23 protein-coding genes are annotated in these 22,387 nt (G+C 28.9%); 6 read left to right on the top strand and 17 right to left on the bottom strand.

What is annotated here, in order from left to right:
• Positions 1 to 84: 84 nt before the first annotated feature.
• Genes BUB83_RS08505 through BUB83_RS08490 form a run of 4 tightly spaced genes read right to left on the bottom strand, consistent with a single transcriptional unit; the run spans position 85 to position 4,221 of the window.
• Positions 85 to 1,074 carry an ABC transporter ATP-binding protein gene (locus BUB83_RS08505; protein WP_073338027.1) on the bottom strand — a complete coding sequence of 330 codons (990 nt, stop codon included), beginning with the start codon at positions 1,072 to 1,074 and terminating at the stop codon, positions 85 to 87.
• Positions 1,067 to 2,083: an ABC transporter ATP-binding protein gene (locus BUB83_RS08500; RefSeq protein ID WP_073338026.1), complete on the bottom strand. Its 1,017-nt coding sequence runs from the start codon at positions 2,081 to 2,083 to the stop codon at positions 1,067 to 1,069. Before BUB83_RS08500 ends, BUB83_RS08505 begins: the two co-directional genes overlap by 8 nt.
• A gap of 16 nt (positions 2,084 to 2,099) precedes the next feature.
• Positions 2,100 to 3,287, bottom strand: a complete 1,188-nt coding sequence (locus BUB83_RS08495) for an ABC transporter permease (RefSeq protein WP_073338025.1) — start codon at positions 3,285 to 3,287, stop codon at positions 2,100 to 2,102.
• A gap of 13 nt (positions 3,288 to 3,300) precedes the next feature.
• The gene (locus tag BUB83_RS08490; protein WP_073338024.1) at positions 3,301 to 4,221 is read right to left on the bottom strand and encodes an ABC transporter permease; all 921 of its coding nucleotides are present in this window, start codon (positions 4,219 to 4,221) and stop codon (positions 3,301 to 3,303) included.
• A gap of 642 nt (positions 4,222 to 4,863) precedes the next feature.
• Between BUB83_RS08490 and BUB83_RS08485 the strand changes: the two genes are divergently transcribed.
• A complete protein-coding gene (locus BUB83_RS08485) occupies positions 4,864 to 6,054 on the top strand; it encodes an alanyl-tRNA editing protein (protein ID WP_073338023.1) in 1,191 nt (396 codons plus the stop codon).
• A gap of 212 nt (positions 6,055 to 6,266) precedes the next feature.
• Here the strand turns inward: BUB83_RS08485 and BUB83_RS08480 are convergent, their stop codons facing one another.
• From BUB83_RS08480 to BUB83_RS08465, 4 genes are all read right to left on the bottom strand, one after another.
• Complete coding sequence (locus tag BUB83_RS08480) at positions 6,267 to 6,728, bottom strand: FHA domain-containing protein (RefSeq protein WP_073338022.1); 462 nt, start codon at positions 6,726 to 6,728, stop codon at positions 6,267 to 6,269.
• A 79-nt stretch (positions 6,729 to 6,807) separates the two neighbouring features.
• The gene (locus BUB83_RS08475; protein ID WP_073338021.1) at positions 6,808 to 7,536 is read right to left on the bottom strand and encodes an ABC transporter ATP-binding protein; all 729 of its coding nucleotides are present in this window, start codon (positions 7,534 to 7,536) and stop codon (positions 6,808 to 6,810) included.
• A gap of 25 nt (positions 7,537 to 7,561) precedes the next feature.
• A complete protein-coding gene (locus BUB83_RS08470) occupies positions 7,562 to 8,338 on the bottom strand; it encodes an ABC transporter permease (protein ID WP_073338020.1) in 777 nt (258 codons plus the stop codon).
• Positions 8,316 to 9,344 (bottom strand): ABC transporter substrate-binding protein, encoded by a 1,029-nt coding sequence (locus tag BUB83_RS08465; protein WP_073338019.1) that lies wholly within the window; start codon positions 9,342 to 9,344, stop codon positions 8,316 to 8,318. Before BUB83_RS08465 ends, BUB83_RS08470 begins: the two co-directional genes overlap by 23 nt.
• 182 nt (positions 9,345 to 9,526) lie before the next feature.
• On the opposite strand from BUB83_RS08465, the gene BUB83_RS08460 reads away from it, so the two are divergent.
• Positions 9,527 to 10,645, top strand: a complete 1,119-nt coding sequence (locus BUB83_RS08460; protein WP_073338018.1) for an anaerobic sulfatase maturase — start codon at positions 9,527 to 9,529, stop codon at positions 10,643 to 10,645.
• Between the two features lie 82 nt (positions 10,646 to 10,727).
• On the opposite strand, the gene BUB83_RS08455 is transcribed toward BUB83_RS08460, so the two are convergent.
• The 3 genes from BUB83_RS08455 to BUB83_RS08445 all read right to left on the bottom strand — a co-directional run bounded on the left by BUB83_RS08455 (position 10,728) and on the right by BUB83_RS08445 (position 13,021).
• On the bottom strand, positions 10,728 to 11,453 hold the full coding sequence (locus BUB83_RS08455; protein ID WP_073338017.1) for an amino acid ABC transporter ATP-binding protein: 726 nt from the start codon (positions 11,451 to 11,453) through the stop codon (positions 10,728 to 10,730).
• Positions 11,446 to 12,120 carry an amino acid ABC transporter permease gene (locus tag BUB83_RS08450; RefSeq protein ID WP_200801454.1) on the bottom strand — a complete coding sequence of 225 codons (675 nt, stop codon included), beginning with the start codon at positions 12,118 to 12,120 and terminating at the stop codon, positions 11,446 to 11,448. The genes BUB83_RS08455 and BUB83_RS08450 overlap by 8 nt, the downstream gene beginning before the upstream one ends.
• A gap of 85 nt (positions 12,121 to 12,205) precedes the next feature.
• Positions 12,206 to 13,021, bottom strand: a complete 816-nt coding sequence (locus BUB83_RS08445; protein ID WP_073338015.1) for a transporter substrate-binding domain-containing protein — start codon at positions 13,019 to 13,021, stop codon at positions 12,206 to 12,208.
• A 268-nt stretch (positions 13,022 to 13,289) separates the two neighbouring features.
• Here BUB83_RS08445 and BUB83_RS08440 point away from each other — a divergent pair, with 268 nt between their 5' ends.
• Together BUB83_RS08440 and BUB83_RS08435 are read left to right on the top strand one after the other, a co-directional pair.
• Positions 13,290 to 14,483 carry a M20 metallopeptidase family protein gene (locus BUB83_RS08440; RefSeq protein ID WP_073338014.1) on the top strand — a complete coding sequence of 398 codons (1,194 nt, stop codon included), beginning with the start codon at positions 13,290 to 13,292 and terminating at the stop codon, positions 14,481 to 14,483.
• A gap of 112 nt (positions 14,484 to 14,595) precedes the next feature.
• On the top strand, positions 14,596 to 15,645 hold the full coding sequence (locus BUB83_RS08435) for an aldose epimerase family protein (protein WP_073338013.1): 1,050 nt from the start codon (positions 14,596 to 14,598) through the stop codon (positions 15,643 to 15,645).
• An 86-nt stretch (positions 15,646 to 15,731) separates the two neighbouring features.
• Here BUB83_RS08435 and BUB83_RS08430 read toward each other — a convergent pair whose 3' ends face one another.
• From BUB83_RS08430 to BUB83_RS08415, 4 genes are all read right to left on the bottom strand, one after another.
• Entirely contained in the window at positions 15,732 to 16,922 is a 1,191-nt protein-coding gene (locus BUB83_RS08430) for an O-antigen ligase family protein (protein ID WP_073338012.1), read from the bottom strand.
• Positions 16,923 to 17,158: 236 nt separating this feature from the next.
• Complete coding sequence (locus BUB83_RS08425; RefSeq protein ID WP_073338011.1) at positions 17,159 to 17,740, bottom strand: DUF3867 family protein; 582 nt, start codon at positions 17,738 to 17,740, stop codon at positions 17,159 to 17,161.
• A gap of 295 nt (positions 17,741 to 18,035) precedes the next feature.
• The gene (locus tag BUB83_RS08420) at positions 18,036 to 18,839 is read right to left on the bottom strand and encodes a TPM domain-containing protein (protein WP_073338010.1); all 804 of its coding nucleotides are present in this window, start codon (positions 18,837 to 18,839) and stop codon (positions 18,036 to 18,038) included.
• 24 nt (positions 18,840 to 18,863) lie between these two features.
• Entirely contained in the window at positions 18,864 to 19,445 is a 582-nt protein-coding gene (locus BUB83_RS08415) for a LemA family protein (protein WP_073338009.1), read from the bottom strand.
• A gap of 161 nt (positions 19,446 to 19,606) precedes the next feature.
• Here BUB83_RS08415 and BUB83_RS08410 point away from each other — a divergent pair, with 161 nt between their 5' ends.
• On the top strand, positions 19,607 to 20,449 hold the full coding sequence (locus tag BUB83_RS08410; protein WP_159434062.1) for a sigma-70 family RNA polymerase sigma factor: 843 nt from the start codon (positions 19,607 to 19,609) through the stop codon (positions 20,447 to 20,449).
• 53 nt (positions 20,450 to 20,502) lie between these two features.
• Here the strand turns inward: BUB83_RS08410 and ymfI are convergent, their stop codons facing one another.
• Together ymfI and BUB83_RS08400 are read right to left on the bottom strand one after the other, a co-directional pair.
• Positions 20,503 to 21,243: an elongation factor P 5-aminopentanone reductase gene (gene ymfI / locus BUB83_RS08405; protein WP_073338007.1), complete on the bottom strand. Its 741-nt coding sequence runs from the start codon at positions 21,241 to 21,243 to the stop codon at positions 20,503 to 20,505.
• Positions 21,244 to 21,359: 116 nt separating this feature from the next.
• Positions 21,360 to 21,530, bottom strand: a complete 171-nt coding sequence (locus BUB83_RS08400) for a DUF362 domain-containing protein (protein ID WP_073338006.1) — start codon at positions 21,528 to 21,530, stop codon at positions 21,360 to 21,362.
• Between the two features lie 187 nt (positions 21,531 to 21,717).
• Between BUB83_RS08400 and BUB83_RS08395 the strand changes: the two genes are divergently transcribed.
• Positions 21,718 to 22,377, top strand: a complete 660-nt coding sequence (locus BUB83_RS08395; protein ID WP_073338005.1) for an HAD family hydrolase — start codon at positions 21,718 to 21,720, stop codon at positions 22,375 to 22,377.
• Positions 22,378 to 22,387: the final 10 nt, after the last annotated feature.

Here is a 22,387-nt window from a genome sequence, read left to right as displayed (position 1 = left end):
AGTGAAAATATACTTTATGTATTCCTCACTTATTAAACTAATAATATTATTTTAAACAATTTTGCAAAAATTATTACACAAATCTTATCTTAAATGACATGCCACCATATGACCATTTCCAAGATCCTTCATAACTGGTTCTTCTGTAGAACAGATGTCCATAGCATATTGACATCTAGTTCTAAATCTACATCCTGAAGGCGGATTTAATGGACTAGGCACATCACCTTCAAGTATAACTCTATTTTTACTAGCTGCACTTGTTGGGTCAGGTATTGGAATTGCTGATAATAATGCTTGAGTATATGGATGACTTGGATTCTCATATAGCTCATCACTTGTAGCAACTTCTACCATTTTTCCTAAATACATAACACCAATTCTATCTGAAATATGTTTAACCATAGATAAATCATGCGCTATAAATAAATAAGTTAATCCTAATTCCTTTTGTAAGTCTTCAAGCATATTAACTACTTGGGCTTGAATAGATACATCTAATGCTGAAATAGGTTCATCACAGATTATAAACTCAGGTTGAACAGCTAATGCTCTAGCAATACCTATTCTTTGTCTTTGCCCACCACTGAATTCATGTGGATATCTATTTGCATGTTCTTTACTTAAACCAACTTTTGATAAAAGATCATGAATATAATTTTGTTTTTCTTCCCCTTTAGCAATATCATGAGTATCTATAGCTTCACCAATAATATCTCCAACAGTCATACGAGTATTTAAAGATGCATAAGGATCTTGATAAATCATTTGAATCCTTTTTCTATAAGGTTTCATTTCCTTTTCAGACAATTTACTTATATCTTTTCCATCAAATATTATTTTTCCTGCTGTAGGCTCATATAATTTAATTATAGTACGCCCTGTTGTAGATTTACCACAACCTGACTCTCCTACCAATCCAAAAGTTTCACCTTTTTTTATATAAAAGTTAATATCATCAACTGCTTTAATATACTTAATTTTATTACCCAAAAATCCTTCTTTTTTTATGAAATATTTTTTTAAACCTTTAATTTCAATTAAAGCATCTTTGTTTAACTCTGGTTTACTCATTTGTAGCTCCTCCTTTATTCTTGTCAAATCCAGGTGCATTCTCGTGGAGCATCCAACACATTGATCTATGACCTTCTTCAACATTAAAGTATGGAGGTAATTCTTCATTACATATATTCATAGCATATGAACATCTAGCACAGAATGGACATCCAGTTGGTGGTTTTAATAAATCTGGAGGTGAACCTTCTATTGGAATTAATCTAGATTTTTCTCCTGATTCTACTTTAGGGATAGATTTCATTAACCCTAATGTATATGGATTGCTAGGATTTTTAAATATTTGTTCTACACTACCTTCTTCCATAACTAATCCACCATACATAACCACAACTTTAGAACAAGTTTCTGCTACTACACCTAAGTCATGAGTTATTAATACTATAGATGTTCCTAATTTATCACTTAAATTATTCATTAAATCAAGAATTTGAGCTTGAATTGTAACGTCTAATGCTGTTGTAGGCTCATCTGCGATTAATAAATCTGGCTGACATGATAAAGCTATAGCTATCATTGCACGTTGTCTCATTCCACCACTAAATTCATGAGGATAGTTATCTACTCTTTTTTCTGGTGATGGGATTCCTACTAATCTTAGCATTTCAATAGCTTCTTTTTTTGCATCAGCTTTATTTAATTTTCTATGTTTTCTTAAAACTTCTATTATTTGATCTCCAACTTTAAAAACTGGATTTAAAGATGTCATTGGATCTTGAAATATCATTGCTATTTCATTTCCTCTAACTGAAGTTAACTTATCTTTTGAGTAATCTAATACACTTTCTCCTTTAAAGATAATTTCTCCTTCTTTGATTTTTCCTGGATGCTCTATTAATCTCATTATTGATTTAGCAGTTACACTTTTACCACTGCCTGATTCTCCAACTATACCAATAGTTTCTCCTTTATGAACATCAAAGCTAACTCCTCTAACTGCTTGAACTTCACCTAAATGAGTAAAGAAAGAGGTTTTAACGTTTTTCATTTCTAATATTTTATCTGCCATCTCACTAACTCCTCTTCTATTTACGCAAACGTGGATCTAATGCGTCTCTTAGTCCATCACCTAAAAAATTAAATGCAAACATGGTAATACAAATAGCTAATGAAGGGTACAACAATTGATAACCATAAGATCTCAATGATGTAAGTGCATCACTTGCTAAAGTTCCCCAAGATGCTTGAGGAGCTGAAACCCCTAAACCTATAAAACTTAAAAATGATTCTGTAAATATAGCACTTGGAATCATCATAGTCATAGATACAATAATAGGTCCCATTGCATTTGGAATTAAATGTTTTGAGATTATTTTTCTTTTAGAAACACCAAGTGTTCTTGCTGCTAGTATGAATTCTTGTTCCTTTAAGGAAAGCACTTGTCCTCTAACCAATCTAGCCATGCTTACCCAATAAACGGAACCTAGCGCAATTATTATAGGTTTTAATCCTGCCTCCATAACAACCATAAGTAAAATAACATATAACATCAACGGTACAGTATTTATTAAATCCACTATACGCATCATTATATTATCTGTACGTCCGCCTTCATATCCAGATATAGCTCCATAAGTAACTCCTATAATTAAGTTTACTAAAGTTGCTATAAATGCAACCAATAAAGAAATACGTGCTCCGTAAAGTACTCTTACTAAAACATCTCTTCCCAAAGAGTCTGTTCCTAACATATAACTTTTATTGCTTACTGTATCATATGGTTGAAGTACTTCTCCATTTAGTTCCAAAGTAAACTTAGCTCCATTTGTTCCACTTTTATCCACTGCATAAGAATAATCAATTACAAGTTCATCACCATAAAAATCAAAAGCATTATATTTATCTGCAGGATTTTTTTCTGATTCAACAACTCTTTGTAAAAGTTCTCCCTTTTCGCTAACTTCTATTAATTTATATTCTTGATGAACATAAACAAATTTATCCTTAACTTGATATATTTCAAATTTTGGTGGTATATTTGCAAAATTCAATTGCTGCTCTGAGTAAGAATACTTAGACAACATTGGTCCAAAAATTGCAAGTAATAATATTATTACAATAGTTACTAATCCTATCATAGATAAAGGACTTTTTTTCAATCTTCTCCAAGCATCTTGCCAATATGTTAAACTTGGTCTGGCAATAACTTCATTGTCCAAAATACTTTTATCTATCGGTGCCCATTTATTGTTATTTACATTACCTTCAGTCACTTTAAATTTCCTCCTAATCCTCTAGTTTAATACGCGGATCTATCATTCCATACGCAACGTCAACAAGGAAAATCATAAATATTGAGAATGCTGCATAGAAAATAGTTGAACCTAAAATAACTGTATAGTCTCTATTTGATACACTTTCAACAAACATTTTTCCCATTCCAGGTATCGCAAAAATTCTTTCAACTACAAAAGATCCTGTTAAAATCGCTGCTACCATTGGTCCTATATAAGTAACAACTGGTATCAATGCATTTTTAAGTGCATGTTTTCCTATAACTTTAAACTCGCTTAATCCTTTTGCTCTAGCAGTCATAACGTAGTCTTGTCTTAAAACTTCAAGCATACTTGATCTTGTAAGTCTTGCTACAAAAGCCAAAGAAAATCCTGCCAAGGCAATTACTGGTCCAATATAATGTTTTACCGAAGTTAATCCATTAGATGGTAACCAACCTAGCTGTGAACTAAAAACATATATAATCAATGTAGCAACAACAAAACTAGGTACTGTAACCCCTATTGTTGATATAAAAGAAACTATGTAATCCTGCCATTTGTTTTGCTTAAGCGCAGATATTAAACCTAATGGTATACCTAAAACAATAATAAATAAACTTGCCGCGCCTCCCACTTTAGCTGATGTAGGAAATCCATCTTTAATCATATCATTAACTTCTACCCCAACCTTTTGAAATGAAGGTCCTAAATCAAGTGAAGCTACTCCTTTTAAGTAATCTACATATTGTACCCATAGTGGTGCATCTAAATTATACTTTGCATTTAATGCTGCTTCAACACCAGCTGGCAACGCTCTTTCTCTAGTAAATGGCCCGCCTGGAATAGAATGCATTAAAAAGAAAGTAACTGTTATTACAAAAAATAACGTAATGAACATTGAAATAAATCTCTTAATAACATACTTTAACATATATAACTCCTTCCCATTTTTTGAATGAATCCAACTTTAAACTTTCATTGTCATCTTAATCCCCACTGACAAATTTTTCTTGATTAATATCTCAGATATTTTTCTTCACTTATATGATTATAATTTAAATAGACTTTTGAGTCAATATTTTTTTACTTTTTAATAAATATTTAATAAATTGTTTTATTAATCGATAAATTTTGCTTTATTTTATTCCATATATATCAATCCTTTAATTAAATTTTTTAATGTATTTATTCATTTTTTTGAATAAAAATACTTATGGAAATTGCAATTTTCTTGCAAATGATTTTAAAAATTTTTTTTTTGATAGATATGCTATAATAAATTGCATTATTTTAACTTAGTTTTAACTATAGACAAAGCATACATATAAATTAATAGTTAAAGTAACTTCTATATATATGGTTTCCATCTTGAAAATCAACTTATACCTATGATATATTCATTGGTATATCAGCTTTTGAAGGAATGTATAAATTAAGTTTAAGATTGGGATTCCTATAAATACTCACATGTAATAAATAAATAATTATATGTAAATTATTCGTGAACAAATTATAAATGAATCATACTTCTATGATAAACTAAAATTACTATATTATACTTAGAGGTGATAAATTGACTATTAGATTGTTTGACGAAAATCCATATTTAATTAATTGTACTTCTAATATAATTAATATGGAAAAAAATAATGATGACATATTAATTACATTAGACAAAACTATTTTTTTTCCTGAAAGTGGGGGCCAATTATCCGATAAAGGTTGGATAAATGATGCAAAAGTTTTACAGGTTTTCGAAAAAGATAACATTATTTATCATAAGGTAGATAAAGATATACCTATTTCCACAGTTGAATGTAAACTAGATTGGGTTGTTAGGCTTGATAGAATGCAACAACATTGTGGGGAACATATTTTATCAGGCGTTTTTTTAAGTCTATATAATTCAAGAAACCATGGTTTTCATATGGGAGAAGATTATGTAACTATTGATATGGATTTGAAAACCATATCTAATGAAATGATAGAAAAAGTTGAAGATGCTGCAAATAAAATTATTTTCAACAACAACCCTATCCATTTTGATATAGTTGATAAATCAAAAGCTGATTCTCTTCCGCTTAGAAAAGAATTAAAAGTTGATTCCAATATTAGAATTGTAACTATTGAAAATGTGGATTGTGTTGCTTGTTGTGGTACTCATCCTAATGGAACTGCTGAAGTTGGTTTAATTAAAATAATTAAAGCGGAAAAATACAAAAGCATGACAAGAGTTTATTTTAATTGCGGTTTAAGGGCTTTAAGGGACTATCAAAATAAATCTAAAATTGTTAACGATCTTTGTACTATTTACTCAACTGATGAAAATTCAATTAAATCAAAAGCTTTATCTCAATCTGAAAAAATAAAAGAACTTTCTCAAGAATTGAAAAAAATTAAAAATTTATTATTAAAAGATGAAGCTACTGAAATACTAAAAAACATATCTTATAATTCTAGTATCAAAAATGATTTAGAAGAATTTCCTATTACTAAAGTGTTTTTACAAGATAAATCTTTTGAAGATATACAAAGTCTTGCTTCTTTTATAATGGAAGATAAAAAAACAGTTGTTTTCATAGCCTCTGAAAAAGACAAAAAAATACTTTTGGCCCATGATGGCACCTTTAATCTCCATTGCGGCAAAATATATAAAAATACTATCAAAGAATATAATGGTCGTGGCGGCGGTGGCGACAAAATAGCACAGGGTTCTTTTGAAAGTGTAGATGATTTAAAAAACTTTTTCGAAAATATTTTCTAGATACAACTCTTTTCTTTTATAAAAAGACTATTGTTTAAACATAAGGTATTGTTGTGATTTTTAAGTTAAATGCTTTGCAAAAAACATATTACATTGAGTTATTGTAAAAACTTTAAAGATTGGATGTTTTACTGAGCTCAATGTAATGTTTTCACTGCAAAGTATATAATTTTTTACATTTCACTGTTCATTGTTGATGATACCTTTCGTTTTCAATAAAAATCCCCAATGTTAATCTTTATTTCAGTACTTCCTACTACTAAAACATCTTCATTTCTTAAAACTGCATGTTCATTTACTTTTTTCCCATTCAAATATGTTCCTCTTGTTGATTTTAAATCCTCAACATACACTGTATTGTTTTCAAGTATAACTTTGCAATGAGCTGATGACATATAAACATCATTTATTCTTACTTGTGCTATATTTCCTCTTCCAATTAAAATTTCATTTTTAAGTATTTTTGAAAATTCTTTTCTATAATCACCTGTTGCTTTTGTTGAAATTTTTATTCTTCTAGTTTTTTTTCGTAATACATTTAGCTTATATCTTTCTTTATAATATCCTATTAGTTGTTCAAATAGTATCTCAAAAAGTACCTCAAAAAGTACAAATACTACTCCTACTAAAATTAAGATATAAATAAAATTCATTTTATTATTTGGTATATACAAAAGTCTCCCCTTTTTTATAAAATGATATAAGTATATATTATTATTTTACGAAAAACCTTTTAGTTTTATGATTAAAACTTTATTTTTCAATAATATAATCACTGATTTTTATCAACTTGTTATACAATGTTTTTTCTAGTTGAAGAAATTCTTTATTATAAAAATATCTTTCCTTAATAGGAATATTATTTTCTATAATTTCACATACTTTAGTAGGTTTATTTGATAATATATAAATATAATCGCTTAACATCACAGCTGCTTGAATATCATGCGTTACAAATATAACCGTAGGTTTTTGCTTTTTCCACATCTTCATAAATCTTAACATCAAATTATACCTTAATTCCAAATCCAAAGATTTAAAAGGCTCGTCCATTAGTAATATATCACAGGGATAAGAAAAAGCTCTAGCAAGTGCTACCCTTTGTCGCATTCCACCACTTAACTTATCCGGATAAAAATATTTGAATTCTTCTAACTCCATATCTTTTAAGGTTTCATGGATGATTTCATTTGCTTTTATTTTATTATAATTACCTTTTAAAACAAATCCAATATTCTCATACACAGTTTTCCAAGGTATCAATCTAGGTTCCTGAAAAAGATAACTCTTTTTCTTATCCTCAATTTCAATCAATTTCCCTTGATCTTTTTCTATAATTGAAGCGATAATATTAAGAAGGGTTGTTTTCCCACATCCTGAAGGTCCCATAATTGCGCATATTTTTTGCTCTGATATTTCCATATTTAGATTTTTCAAAACATATAAATCATTGTACTTTTTATGTAAGTCAACTATCTTCATATTTTCATCACTTTCTTTGCTTATTTTATGTTTGAACTTTATAACTTCTAAATATTTTTTTCAGTATTCCATCAAATACAAAAGATATTAATACTAAAATTATTGCCCATGCAAAAACTCCACTCATTTCTAAGTTTATTTTCTCTATATAAAGCCTCGTTCCCATGGCATACTTTGGTTGTGCCATAACTTCTGCCGATATCATAACTTTAAAAGCAAGACCAAGTGCTGCATTTATACCAGCAAATAAATAATTTTTAATAGAAGGTAAGTAAATATTTAAAATTATATCTTTTCTATTAACATTATAAATTTTGGCCATTTCCATCAATTTATTATCTACTTCTTTTATACCTTCAATTATATTACTATATAAAATAGGAAACACCACAATGAAACCAATAAGAATTGGGGATTTTTCTCCACCAAGCCATATTAATGAAAGTATAATAATTGCCATTGTAGGCAAACTTCTTATAATAGAAACCATGCTGCCCATAATTAATTGGATAGTTTTGTACTTACTAGATAAGAACCCTAGAAAAATTGCAAACAAGAAAGCTAATCCAAAACTAATGATAGTTCTTTTTATAGTACTAAATACTATAATCAAAAAATCTTTTTCTCCCATTAATTCTAATATTTTAAATAATGTGGTTTCTGGGGAAGGAAGGATTATCTCTTTCCCTATAAAAACCGATAATCCCTTCCATAAGATAAAAAAACACATGAAAAATATAGTCAAGTATCCTTTTCCTTTAAAATAATTAATGATTTTATTATTTAAAGTAGAATCCTTCATCTGGAAGTTTTCCTCCTATAGAATCACCATCATATTCTTTCAATATTTCTAAGTATTGTTCTATTTCTTTTTGAGAATCCTGTGCACTCTTGTATTTTATATTAGATCCAAGTATTGATTTTGCTGTTACATCACTTTTCATGCTATCATTTAATTTTTCATAATACTCACCAGCTTTTTCTGGCTCATTTTCAACCCATTCAACAGCTTTTTTAAATTCTTCAGTAAATTTAAGTACAAAATCTTTATTTGTTTCTACTAAATCTGATTTAACTATCAAAGAAGCTTGAGGATATCCATATTCGGTTCCATTAATTTTATTCCATTCCTTTTGCAAATCCATTACTAAATTATATTTAATATTTTTACTTTTAAGTATTGTTAGCATAGGTTCTGGCATAATTGTTATACTACTTTTCCCCGCTATAAAATTTGAAGCTAATTCAGATGCTCCACTTAAATATGTTAACTTAACATCATTTTCTCCATCTATATTATTCTCTTTTAATAAATAATTTAATACTATATCTGGAGTCAATCCTTTTCCTATAGTAAAAATTTCTTTTCCTTTTAATTCTTCATAACTATTAATTTCCTCACTACTTATCAAATATAAGTTTCCCCACACTACAGGAGCAACAATCTTATATTCCACTCCCTTATTATATAATTTAGCCGCTAAATTTGTAGGTACTACTGCAAAATCTGCTTCTCCAGCTAATAACTTTGCACTAAGTTCATCTGTAGTCAAAGTCATTGCATAATTTATCACTGTGTTATCTAATTCTGTTGTATCATAAAACATTTTCACTCCACTTAAAGTTGGACTTCCTGCTGGTGTGATAACATTGATACTTTCTAATGCCTGTACAATTTCCTGCTTTTCATTAGTTAAGGTAGAATTATTAGTTTTCTTAGAATTATTTTCATTGTTGTTAGAACTACATCCACTAAATAATATAACTACCAAAATTAAACTAACCATAAATAAATTCTTGTTTTTCATAACTTACACCTCTTTCTCTTTACTATTATAGAATTAATTTGAAATATTTCAAGTGAAATGTAATTAATTAATCAAATATAAACCAATTTCTTGCCATTATCTTTAACAATGATATAATTTTATTATAAGTTTTGTTTTAAAAAATCTATTTATAAGTTGTTGTTTTATAGGAGGAGCATATAATGAATAAACCAATGAGTTTTTTAGTAAAACCTGCTTCAAGTCTTTGTAATTTAAGATGCAAATATTGCTTTTATCACTCTTTATCCGAAAATAGGGAAAAATCTTCTTATGGTATTATGACTTATGATACCTTAGAGAATTTAATTATAAAAGCTATGAATCATGAGCCAAGTTCTATTTTATTTGCTTTTCAAGGTGGAGAACCAACTCTTGCCGGTTTAGATTTTTATCTTCATTTAATTGAGCTTGTAAAAAAACATAACCTTAATAATATTCCTATCAGTTACGCACTTCAAACAAATGGTATGCTTATAGATGAAAATTGGGCTAAATTCTTAAATGAAAACAATTTTTTAGTAGGAGTTTCTCTTGATGGTTATAAAGAAATACATGATTTAAATAGAGTTGATTCTTTAAACAAAGGATCATTCAACAAAATCATGAAATCTATAGACTTATTAACTAAATATGAGGTTGACTATAATATATTAGTTGTTGTAAATGCTATAACTGCTCGCCATGCTGATAAAATTTATAAGTTTTTCAAGAAAAACAATTTTAAATATCTACAATTTATCCCTTGCCTTGACCCATTAGGAGAAATTCAAGGACAACATAACTTTTCATTGACTCCACAAGCATATGGTAAATTTTTAACTTCACTTTTCGATAATTGGTATAAGGATGTTATAAACAATGATTTTGTCAGCATTAGATACTTTGATAATATAGTTGGAATGCTTTTAGGACAGCCTCCAGAATCTTGTGATATGAAGGGCATTTGTTCTTGCCAAATGGTAGTAGAATCTGATGGTAGTGTTTACCCTTGCGACTTTTATGTTATTGACGAATGGAAACTTGGAAATCTAAATGAAAATACTATAGTAGACATTCAATCAAATCCATTGGGTAATAAATTTGTTAATATATCTACTCATGTAGATGATAAATGTAAACAATGTAAATGGCTTCGATTATGTAGAGGTGGATGTCGTAGAAATAAAGAACCTTTTAAAGAAAATACTCCTGGTTTAAATTACTTTTGTGAAAGCTATGAAATGTTTTATGAACACTCTATTGATAAATTAATGGAACTTGCTAGAAAATTATCTAGGTAAGTGCATAAAGGATTATTAAAATAGGGCGGGCATGGAAGCCCGCCCCTACAAATAACGAAATTAGAGACAAAAAACAATTATATTAATATAGTACTTTACTTAAGAATTCTTTTGTTCTTGGATTTTTAGGACTGGAAAATATTTGTTCTGGCGTTCCTTCTTCTGCAATAATTCCTTCATCCATAAATATAACTCGGTCTGCTACTTCTCTAGCAAATCCCATTTCATGAGTTACCACAACCATTGTCATTCCTTCTGCTGCTAGTTCTTTCATAACTTTAAGAACTTCTCCTACCATTTCTGGATCAAGGGCTGATGTAGGCTCATCAAATAGCATCACATCTGGTTCCATTGCTAATGCTCTAACTATAGCAATTCTTTGTTTTTGACCTCCAGACAATTGTTTTGGATAAGCGTCTGCTTTATCTGAAAGATTGATTCTTGCTAATAATTCCATTGCTTTTTTCTTAGCCGTTTCCTTTGAAACACCTTTTGTTTTCGTAGGAGCTAGCATAATATTTTCCAAAACACTCATATGAGGAAATAAATTAAATTGTTGAAAAACCATCCCCATCTTTTGTCTTAATTTATTTATATCACTTTTTTTATCTGTTATTGAATTTCCCTCAAAAATAATTTCTCCTTCTGTAGGCTCCTCCAATAAATTAAGGCATCTTAAAAATGTGCTTTTACCCGAACCTGATGGACCAATTACTACCACAACTTCACCTTGTGATATATGATTGTCTATACCTTTTAGCACATGAAGTTGATTAAATTTTTTATGCAAACCAATAATATTAATCATTTGCTTTTAATCTCCTTTCAGTATAACTTACAACATTCGAAATAAAGAAGGTACATATAAGGTAAACTATAGCTGCACCCACCAAAAATTCTGCATACATATAGAATTTTGCGCCCATTATTTTTGCGGAGTTCATTAATTCACGTCCTCCAATAGCTGAAACTAGAGAAGTATCTTTCAATAATACTATAGCTTCATTTCCAAGAGGCGGAATTATATTTCTAAATGCTTGCGGTAAAATAATGTGTTTCATAGCTTGATTATGAGTAAGTCCTAAAGAACGAGCTGCTTCCATTTGCCCTTGATCTATGGATTGAATTCCTGAGCGTATTATTTCTGCTACATATGCAGCACTATTTATACCAATACCAATTGTACCAGCCATAACTGGGTCAAATGAAATAGATGTACCTGTTAATAAAAGTGTAACTTGTGGTATTCCTACAAATATAAATAAAATCTGTAATAACATTGGAGTTCCTCTAATAATAGTTAAATAAACTCCTGCTAATGATTTTGCTATCTTATTTCTAGATATTCTAGCCATTCCAACAATCATACCTAAAATTATGCCTATGATTAAAGCTCCAATAGTCATCTGTAATGTAATAATTGTTCCTTGCAACAAAAAACTTTTAAATTCCCAAACCTTCAAAAACCCTTCCAAAGCTATTTCCTCCATTTCGTGAAAAAATGGGCAATTATAATAATTGCCCTTACTTTATATATTATTTTCTATATTTCAATTTTTATTAAATAACTCCCCATTTTTCTTTTAGAGAATCAATCGTTCCATCTTCTGTTAATTCTTTTAAAACTTTGTTGATTTCTTCCATTAATTTATCGCTACCCTTTTTAGCAACAATTGCTGTTTTTTCAACTGTTAATGGTTCTCCAACTATAATAAAACTATCATCACTAGCTACATATTCATTAGCAACAGATATATCTGCTACAGTAGCTTTTATGTTTTTGTTCTTAACCATAACGAACCCTACATTAAAATCATCAAGTTCAAGAACATCAGCACCTTCTATAGTTTTAGCAGCTTCAGCACAAGTAGAACCTATACCAACTGCAACTTTCTCTCCATTTAAATCTGCGGCAGATGTAATACCTGAATCTTTAGTTGTAACTATTACTTGACCACCTTCAAGATAAGGATCTGACATGTCAACTGCTTCTAGTCTCTCAGGTGTTATTGAAAACCCAGACCATCCTAAATCAACTTGTTCTCCTTTAACCGCTGTAATGATTGTATCAAAACTCATTTGTTTTAATTCAATTTCAACACCAAGTTTTTCTCCAACAGCATTCATTAAATCAATATCAAAGCCAACAACTTCTCCAGTTTTTTCATCAATTGTTTCAAAAGGTGGATAATCAGGACTATTTCCTACAGTCATAACACCTTTTTCAATAATTTTATCGTAAGCAGTTTGCTCAGCAACTTGCTCTTCATTTTTTGTATTACCATTATTAGTTGTATTAGTATTAGTTTTACTTCCACAAGCTGCTAAAGTAAATGTTAAAATAGCAAGCATAAATATTGTAATAATTTTTCTCATGAATTTTTCCCCCTAAACTTAACTTTTATCATTTATGATTATACACTAGCTTGTATAATCATGCAAGTAGTAATTGTTATTTTTTTAAATTCGTTCATAATTCCAATATTAATAATTGATTTTGTAATTATTGTTATTATTGGTTTTTAAAACTTTCTGTGCTAGAATGTAATATCTATAATTATTCAATGAGAAAATGAGCAATAAGCTTAAATCATTTATAAAAAAATTTGTTTAAATCTAATTAATTAATATAATGGAGGTAATTATGGCTGATAAACTACTTGAAGAAGCTTACAAAATCAAAGATGAATTAATAAAAATTAGAAGGGATATCCATGCCCATCCTGAAACGGGTTTAAAAGAAGTTAGAACATCAACTTTGGTTGCAAATAAATTAAAAAATTTAGGTTTAGATGTTCAAACTAATGTAGGAATAACAGGTGTTAGTGCACTTCTAAAAGGGAATCACCCTGGTAAAACTGTTTTGCTACGAGCTGATATGGATTGTTTAGAAATGGATGAGTTAAATAACGTAGCTTACAAATCAACTTTTCCTGGAAAAATGCATGCATGTGGACATGATGCTCATGTGACTTGGCTTTTAGGTACTGCTATGCTCTTAAGTAATATGAAAGAAAATATTCACGGCAACATTAAATTTTGTTTTCAACCTGCCGAAGAAAGTCATGGTGGTGCTGAAAGAATGATTGAAGCCGGTATTTTAGATAACCCAAAAGTAGATGCTGCTATTGGTGCTCATATTTGGCCTTCAATTGAATCCGGCAAAATTGGAATCAAATACGGCTCTATGATGGCGGCTCCAGATATGTTTAAATTAATTATCAAAGGAAAAGGTGGTCATGGTGCCATGCCTCACACTACTATTGACCCTATTAATATAGCAAATCAAATATATAATGGATTTCAAACTATTGTAAGCAGAATGACAAATCCTGTTGAGCCAGTAGTTATAACTGTAGGAATGTTTAATTCTGGAAGTGCTCACAATATAATTCCCGAAGAAGCTGAACTAGTTGGAACTGTACGAACTTTAACTACCGAAAAAAGAAATCAAGTTCCTGAACAAATGGAGAACGTAATCAAAGGAATCACTTCAATATACGGTGCTGAATATGAATTTATATATGATAGATATTACCCTCCAGTTATCAACGATAATAAGATGACAGATATTATAAAACTTGGTGCCTCTCAAATAATTGGCGAAAACAACGTTGAAATAATATCCGTTCCTTCTATGGGTGGAGAAGATTTTTCCTACTTCTGTGAAAAAATCCCTAGTGCATTCTTTAATATAGGCACTTATAATAAAGATAAAAATATAATTCATCCCCTTCATAGTCCTTATTTTGATATTGATGAGGAAGTTTTATTTAAAGCTTCTGCTGTAATGGCTAATTGTGCATTAACTTATTTATCTAAGGAAAACCTTATATAATCTATTGTTTTTCTATAGACATGTAACTTTTATAAAAGTATACTTTTATTGAGAAGATATTTTAATTAATAGGTGTAATACATCTAATACATATAATTTTAGGAGGAATCTTATGGAAATCAAAAAAAGAATTGCTGGTAAAACTTATGATGGTGAGAATATTTTAGAATATTCGTTAATGAATGATTCTGGGTGTCATGTTTCTATATTAAATTTAGGTGGAATAATAACTGAAATTTGTGTTCCTGATAAAAATAATAAAATTGAAAATGTTGTTCTTGGATATAGTAATATAGAAGACTACCAACAAAACCCACCTTTTTTAGGAGCTTTGGTTGGCCGTATCGCTGGAAGAGTTTCAGGAGCTCAGTTTACTATTGATGATGAAACTTACCTTCTAGAAAAAAATAACAATTCAAGCAACCTTCACGGTGGACCAAAAGGCTTTGATAAATTTATTTGGGATGTTAAAGAAATTTATCAAGATAATTCAATTGCGTTAGAATTTAATCGCTTAAGTCCAGATAAAGAAATGGGTTTCCCAGGAAATTTAAATGTAACTGTTACATATACTTTTGATAATTCAAATAACTTAGAAATAAATTATTTTGCTACAACAGATAAAAAAACCATAATAACATTAACTAACCATAGTTATTTTAATCTTTCAGGTAATTTAAAAGAAAATATTCTTTCTCACATACTAAAAATAGATGCAGATAAATTTGGTGCTGTTACAGATGAAGTTTTACCAACTGGAGAATTTGTTAATGTTGAAGGAACTGCCTTCGATTTTAGAAATGGAAAACTTGTTAGCCAAGATATTTATTCTAAAGAACAACAAATTAAAAATGGAGGTGGATATGATCACCCATTTTTCCTTAATACTTCTAGTGATTCTCCAATTAGTCTTTATGATGAAAAAAGTGGTAGAATTCTTAATGTAACTACAGACCAACCTGCTGTAGTATTATACACTGCAAATTTTTTAGGAACTGATTTAGAATTACAAAACAATAAAAAAAGTTGTAACTATCTTGGGTTATGTTTAGAAACTCAATATTATCCAGATGCTATAAATAAAGAGAGTTTTCCAACATATATTTTAGCTCCTGGCGATGTTTATAAAGCAAAAACTAAATTTTCATTTTCTACAAAATAATAAACAAAAGCCTAAAGGAATCAAATCATTTAAAATGATAATTCCTTTAGGCTTTTCAATTTTCAAATCAATTATATTTTCTAAATTTATTTATCCAAGTCAACAGATATACGTTTTTTTATTGGCGAAAGTATAGATCCTATTGAATAATTTGATGCCCATAAGAATTTATGTTCATAAGCTACCCCATTAATTATGGATGCTAACCCAAAATATATAATTCCTGCTTGTGGATTTACTATAGTACAATCGAAAATTCCTTGTACAAATATTAATGTAATTATTGAAGCAAATAGAGGTGTTAAAGCATATTTATTTTGCTTTAAATAAAAAATTTCTTTTATTAAATAATAATTCATAAAAACAAAAATAGTTAATCCAACAAAACCTAAAGATGATCCTATTGTAAGTAAAATATTGTGAGAATGAAATTCTTTAAGTCCTGGATATATATATGTGCCTAAGAATCCCCATCCTGTAAATGGCTTTTCTAAAATCATTTCTAAAGATTTTTCATATATTAAACCCCTTTTATCTAAAGAAAGATATAATATATCCCCTCTCGGAAAATATTTGGGGAATTTAAACATAATTATAATACCAGTAATTAAAGCTATTGAAATTCCCCAAGCTTTTTTTAAATTTCCAGTAAAATAAATATAAGCAATTAATCCAGCTATCAAACCCAGAATTGCTCCTCTTGACCCTGTCAAAATAAGTACTACAGAAAATAATAAAATCAATGCTCCATGTAATTTCCTACTTCTCCCTTTAGCACTAAAATAAAAGTATAAAGATATCAACAGAATAGTACTATACCAAGTACCTGCAACATTTTGGTTTCCAAAAGTACCTGTAATTCGTGGACTAACCTTTTTAGCACCAAACTGATAAATTCCAAATAAATATTCCCACCATCCAGGTATATGTTGGATAGGTGTGATTTTCTCAAGTATACCTACAAAAGCTGATCCTATTGATATAAATAATGCATATTTTAATAACTTATTAATCTTTTCTTCTTTAGAAAAGTTTTCTTCTAAACCTATACCCATAAATGCGAATAATAAAATAATTAGGGATGCCCCAAAAGATAAGTAGTTTTTATTAACAATACCAGAAACAATAGACCAGGCTACTAAGAATATCATAGATACGTTCCAAATATTATTAAAAATTTTTCTTTTATTTTTAATTGAGAAATAAGCCCCAGTACCAACACTTATTATGGATAAGTATGGCGAAAATACAATCAGAAATATAAATACAATCATCATAACACTCTTCCCCATAAAATAAATTTCATAAAATTTTTACTAATAATAATTATACTCCATAATATCTATTCCGTTCTAATTCAAGCTTTTTTTTTACAACTCGTTAATAGTTATTTCTCAAATCTATTAATTATTAGTATTTACTAAATTTCATAAATTAATTTTAAAAGAAAATAAGCTGAAACAATTGTAGCTTTCAGCTTATACCATAGATATCCAACTGAGATACCTATAAGTTAAAATTCATAAGTTTTAATATTTTCACATAAGGTTATTTTTATAGCTTCATCATTAAATTTCTTCTTGTAAGAACAAAGAAAATCATTTAGTTCACCGTCTACCAATTCTATTTTTTTCTCACTAAATAAAATCACATTTTCATTATCTAGAATTATCTTTAAATCATTTTTACTATTTTTGATGACCATATTATTCAAAAGTTTTTTTTCTAGCTTGCCTTTATATTTTTCTTCAAACCTTAATTCATTAGCAACTTTATCGTAATCAATCTCTCCTCCAGAAAAACCGAAAGTATTTGTATCAATCCCCATAGATTTCATTTGTTCTTCTACAGATTTCATATCTATTCCATATTCTTTAGAAATTTTATCTAAAAATTTCTTCTGGATATTTAAAAACTTTTCTTGAGAAATATTATTATTTTTTACATATTCATTTACCTTGTCATTCATTTCATATATATTGAGTTTTCCCTCTGCCATTTGATAATACAATGCATATATATATTCTTCAAATTTTTCCACATCTTTATCTTTAACTTTATTCTTAATGTCATTAAAATCAATTACATCACTCATAAGTTTCACTCCTATTTAAATTTTATAAATATTTGAGTTTTGATACGTCTTTGAGAAAAAAGATGAACTAACTCGTAGTGGGCGGTTTCCAAGCCGCCCCGCTATGCCTATAAATTATATATATAATATTGGTAAAAAATACAAAATACAGAAAGTAGTATAATATTTTCATTACGATTTTACTGTAATTGTAATTTTATTGGGAAACAGCAGGCGGGCATGGAAACCCGCCCCTACAAATAGTTACTTCGTCTTTTAACTTAATTATGAACTTAAAATTACAAAAGAATAAAATCTACCAGCCTCCAGAAGATCCGCCGCCACCAGAGCTTCCTCCGCCGAAACCCCCAAAACCTCCACCTCCTGAAGATCCGCCGCCTCCAGAACCAAAACCTCCGAAACCTCCATATCCACCACGACCACCTGGGAATCTTCCTCTTGGTTTTTTTGGTGTAAATATAATAACAAGTATTACAATTATTATCACAAATATGGACGGAAGTCCATCATCATTATCTTCTTGATAATTAGATTGATAATTAGGATCATAATTAATTTGCATATTTTTATCAAGCTCAACGTCATACTCTGCTGATATATAATCTGCAAAAACGGAATAAGCTTCTTTTAGCCCCGTATCAAAATCACTGTTTCTAAAAGCAGGAACAGCCACATCTTCCATTACTCTATTAGTAAGAATATCAGGAACTGCTCCTTCTAATCCTTTTCCCACTTCAACTCTCCATTTATTATCATTTAAAGCTACTAAAATCAAAAATCCATTATTCTTATCTTTTTCCCCAATTCCCCATTCTCTAAAAAGTTCATTGGCATAACTTTCAATATCTTGACCTTCTAAACTTGAGATAATAACAATGGTTTCTTGAGCACCTGTTTTATCTTCTAATTCTTTTCCAACTGATAATATATAGTTTTTTGTATCTTCACTAATTGTATTGGTATAATCATTAATGTATTTGTATTGAGTAGCTTTTGGATAACTTGTTGCTGCACTAGCATTTTCTTTCACTAATGAAAATATACATAGTACTAATATAGTTAATATAATGGACAATAATCTACTTTTAAATTTTTTCATTATTTATCCCCTTATCACAGTTTATTATTTAGTAAAGTCCACTTTTGGCACTTCTTTTGCACCTTCTGAAGCTTTATAATAATCCTTTTGTTGAAAGCCAAACATACCGGCAAAAATGGAATTCGGAAATTTTCTAACTGTTGTGTTGTAAGTTTCAACCACAGTATTATAATCTTGTCTTGCAATATTTATTCTATTTTCTGTACCTTCTAAGGCTACAGTTAAATCTTTAAAGTTTTCGTTAGACTTTAAGTCTGGATAATTCTCTACCACTACTAACAATCTTGATAAAGCAGAAGAAAGTTCACTATCCGCATTGGCTTTATCCTCAATAGTACTAGCCCCACCTAATTTTGCTCTTGCATCCGCAATTTCAGTAAATATTTCTTTTTCTTGAGTTGCATATCCTTGAACTGTTGCAACTAAATTAGGTATTAAGTCACTTCTTCTTTGTAACTGAGTATCTATATCTGACTCTGCCTTATTTACTGATTGTTCTAATGATACAAAAGAATTATACTTACCTCCAACACTTCCCACTATAATAAAAACTAATATCACTAATACCCCAACTGAAATTAATATATTTCTCATTGTTTTACTCATATAAAATCCTCCTTTATAAAAATTTAAAATATTTCAAATACTCTCTATTGAAGTATATTATATCACTTAATAAATATTATACAAAACTGAAATTTTAATTATTTTGATTATTTAGTCAATTATTATAATTTAAGAGAATAAACATATCATAGGTGATGTTTATGAAAATAAATCTAATTTGTTATGATAATTTAAGTAATGAAGATTTGCTACAACTTTATAAAACTGAAGAAGACTTAGTTGCAAGAGAGCAGTTAATCCTAAGAAATATTCCTTTGATAAAAACTTTAGCTAATAAAAGGATGAATTTTTCTAATATGTCCTATGAAGATTTAGTTCAAGAAGGAATTATTGGTCTTATTTATGGCATTGAAAAGTATGATGCTAGTTTTGGAACAAAATTTTCCACCTACGTTTTTTACTGGATTTTAGAGGTTATTGATAGGTCTATTTATAACAAAGGCTCTATAATAAGATTTCCAATGCATATGATTGAAAAAATGAATAAAATAAATAAACTTGAAAAAGAAAATTCCATTAAATTAGTTTATACAGAGGAGGATATTTGTAGTAAGGTTGGGATAAGCATTAACGAGTATCATTTAATAAAATATTATTCAAGCTATTATAAAAATATAGTTTCCTTAAATAAATTAGTGAATGATGCCTCCGTAGAAAATGATAGTCAATTATTAGATTTTGTTTCAGAAAATAATAGTATATACGAAGAAACCGAACTATTTAGCGATACTTCTAATGTTGAAGATGAGGTGCTAAAAAAATCTTTAAAAAAAGAAATAACTCTTATATTACAAACATTAACTCCAAGAGAAGAAAAAATACTAAGACTTCGATATGGCTTAGACGATGATAATCCAAGAACCCTAGAAGAAATAGGTAATATTTTTAATCTAACAAGAGAACGAATCAGGCAAATAGAAAGTAAAGCTTTAAGAAAATTAAGACATCCAGGAAGAGCTAAAAGATTGAAAGAATACATTTAGTCAGTGGATAGGTTTTAAAAGAAGTTCACAGCTTTTAAAACCTGTTCACTAAATTACACCATTCCACCATCAACATTTATAACTTGGGCTGTTATATAAGAAGAATCCTCACTAGCTAAAAAAACCGCTAATTTTGCCACTTCTTTTGGTTTTCCAAATCTCATCATTGGAATTTCATTAGATAAATCATCAATCTCATTCTCATTCATCCATTTATTCATATCTGTTTCTATAACCCCTGGTGCTATTGCATTTACTCTTATGTTGTTAGGAGCCAGTTCTTTACCTAATGCTTTTGTAAAAGCATCTATTCCTCCTTTGGATGCGGAATAAATCACTTCACAAGATGCACCAACTCCACCCCACATTGAAGAAATATTTATTATTGCCCCCCCATTATTAGCTAACATGTGCTTAGTTACATGATTTGAAAGATTAAAAACACTTTTAAGATTAATATTTAGCATTTCATCCCAATGCTTTTCTTTCATATCTATAAATAAACCTACCTTTGAAATGCCTGCATTGTTAACAAGAATATCTAACTTTCCAAATTTATCTATGGTGCTATCCACTAAATTCTTTGCTTCGTTAAAATCACTTGCATCTGCTTTTATTCCAATAACATACCCGCCAACTGCTTTTATTTCTTCAATAGTTTCTTCTGCTGCTCTATCATTGCTTATATAATTAATAACTACAAATGCTCCTTCTTTAGAAAATTCTTTAGCTATTTCAGCACCAATCCCCCTGCTACCACCTGTTATCAATGCTACTTTTCCTTTTAATTTCATTACATCACCCTTATATAAAAATTTCTTTGTTATATTATAAATTTAAGTTTCACATTGGGATCCCTATATATAAAATAATAAAAACTAAAAAAATTGCAGGTTAACCTGCAATTTTTTTAGTTTGGTACTGGTGCATCAACTGGACAAACTGCTGCACAAGCTCCACAATCTATGCATTCATTAGGATCGATAACATAGTTTTCGTCTCCTTCAGTTATGCAATTAACTGGGCATTCTGGTTCACAAGCTCCACATTTGATACATTCGTCTTTAATAATATAAGCCATGATTAAACCTCCTGTCTAAATTGTACATCAATAATTATGATTAACAATTTTTATTAAATATATTCAATTTTTATTTTATCATTATTTTTATTATTTGCAATACATAAAAGTACACACTTTTATTATGTTATAATAAAATTAAATAATTTATTCTATTTATAAACAGTAATATTTAGGAGGTATACTTTTGATTAAACATATTATTTTCGATTTAGACGGAACTTTAATAAATTCAATAGGTGGACTAGCTTATTCTATGAATAAAGTATTAGAAAAATATAATTTACCGCAACATACCCAAACAACTTATAAATCTTATATAGGTAATGGTATGAAAAAACTGGTAGAAAGATCCTTACCCCATAATTATGATACATATTTTACCCTTGACAAAGCACATAAGCTTATGATTTCAAATTATGAAAAGTTCTGGCAAGAAGATTTGTTTGTTTATGACGATATTTTTAATCTCTTAAGAGAATTAAAAGAAAAAGGTTTTACATATAGTATATTAACTAACAAAAAAGAAACTTTTGCAAAAGAAATTGTGGATAAACTATTTACTGCTTGTGGATTTCAAGGAGTGTTTGGTGAAGTGAATAATATGTTCTTGAAACCTAATAAAGAAGCAATTGAACGTATAGTAAAAACTTTAAAAATAAATACAAATGAATGTATTTTAGTAGGTGACTCCGAAGTTGATATAAAAGCCTGCCAAAACGCTAATATTCTAAGTGTTGCCTGTACATGGGGTTTTAGAGACAAAATTTATTTAAAATCTTTATCACCTAAATATTTAATAGATACTCCACTTGAGTTAATAGAAATTTTATTAAATTTAAAATAATTGTAGCTTA

Source organism: Clostridium grantii DSM 8605, assembly GCF_900129965.1.
Classification (GTDB): Bacteria; Bacillota; Clostridia; order Clostridiales; family Clostridiaceae; genus Clostridium_AF; species Clostridium_AF grantii.
Note: the sequence above shows the minus strand (reverse complement) of the source record. Positions and strands in the feature narration are given on the sequence as shown.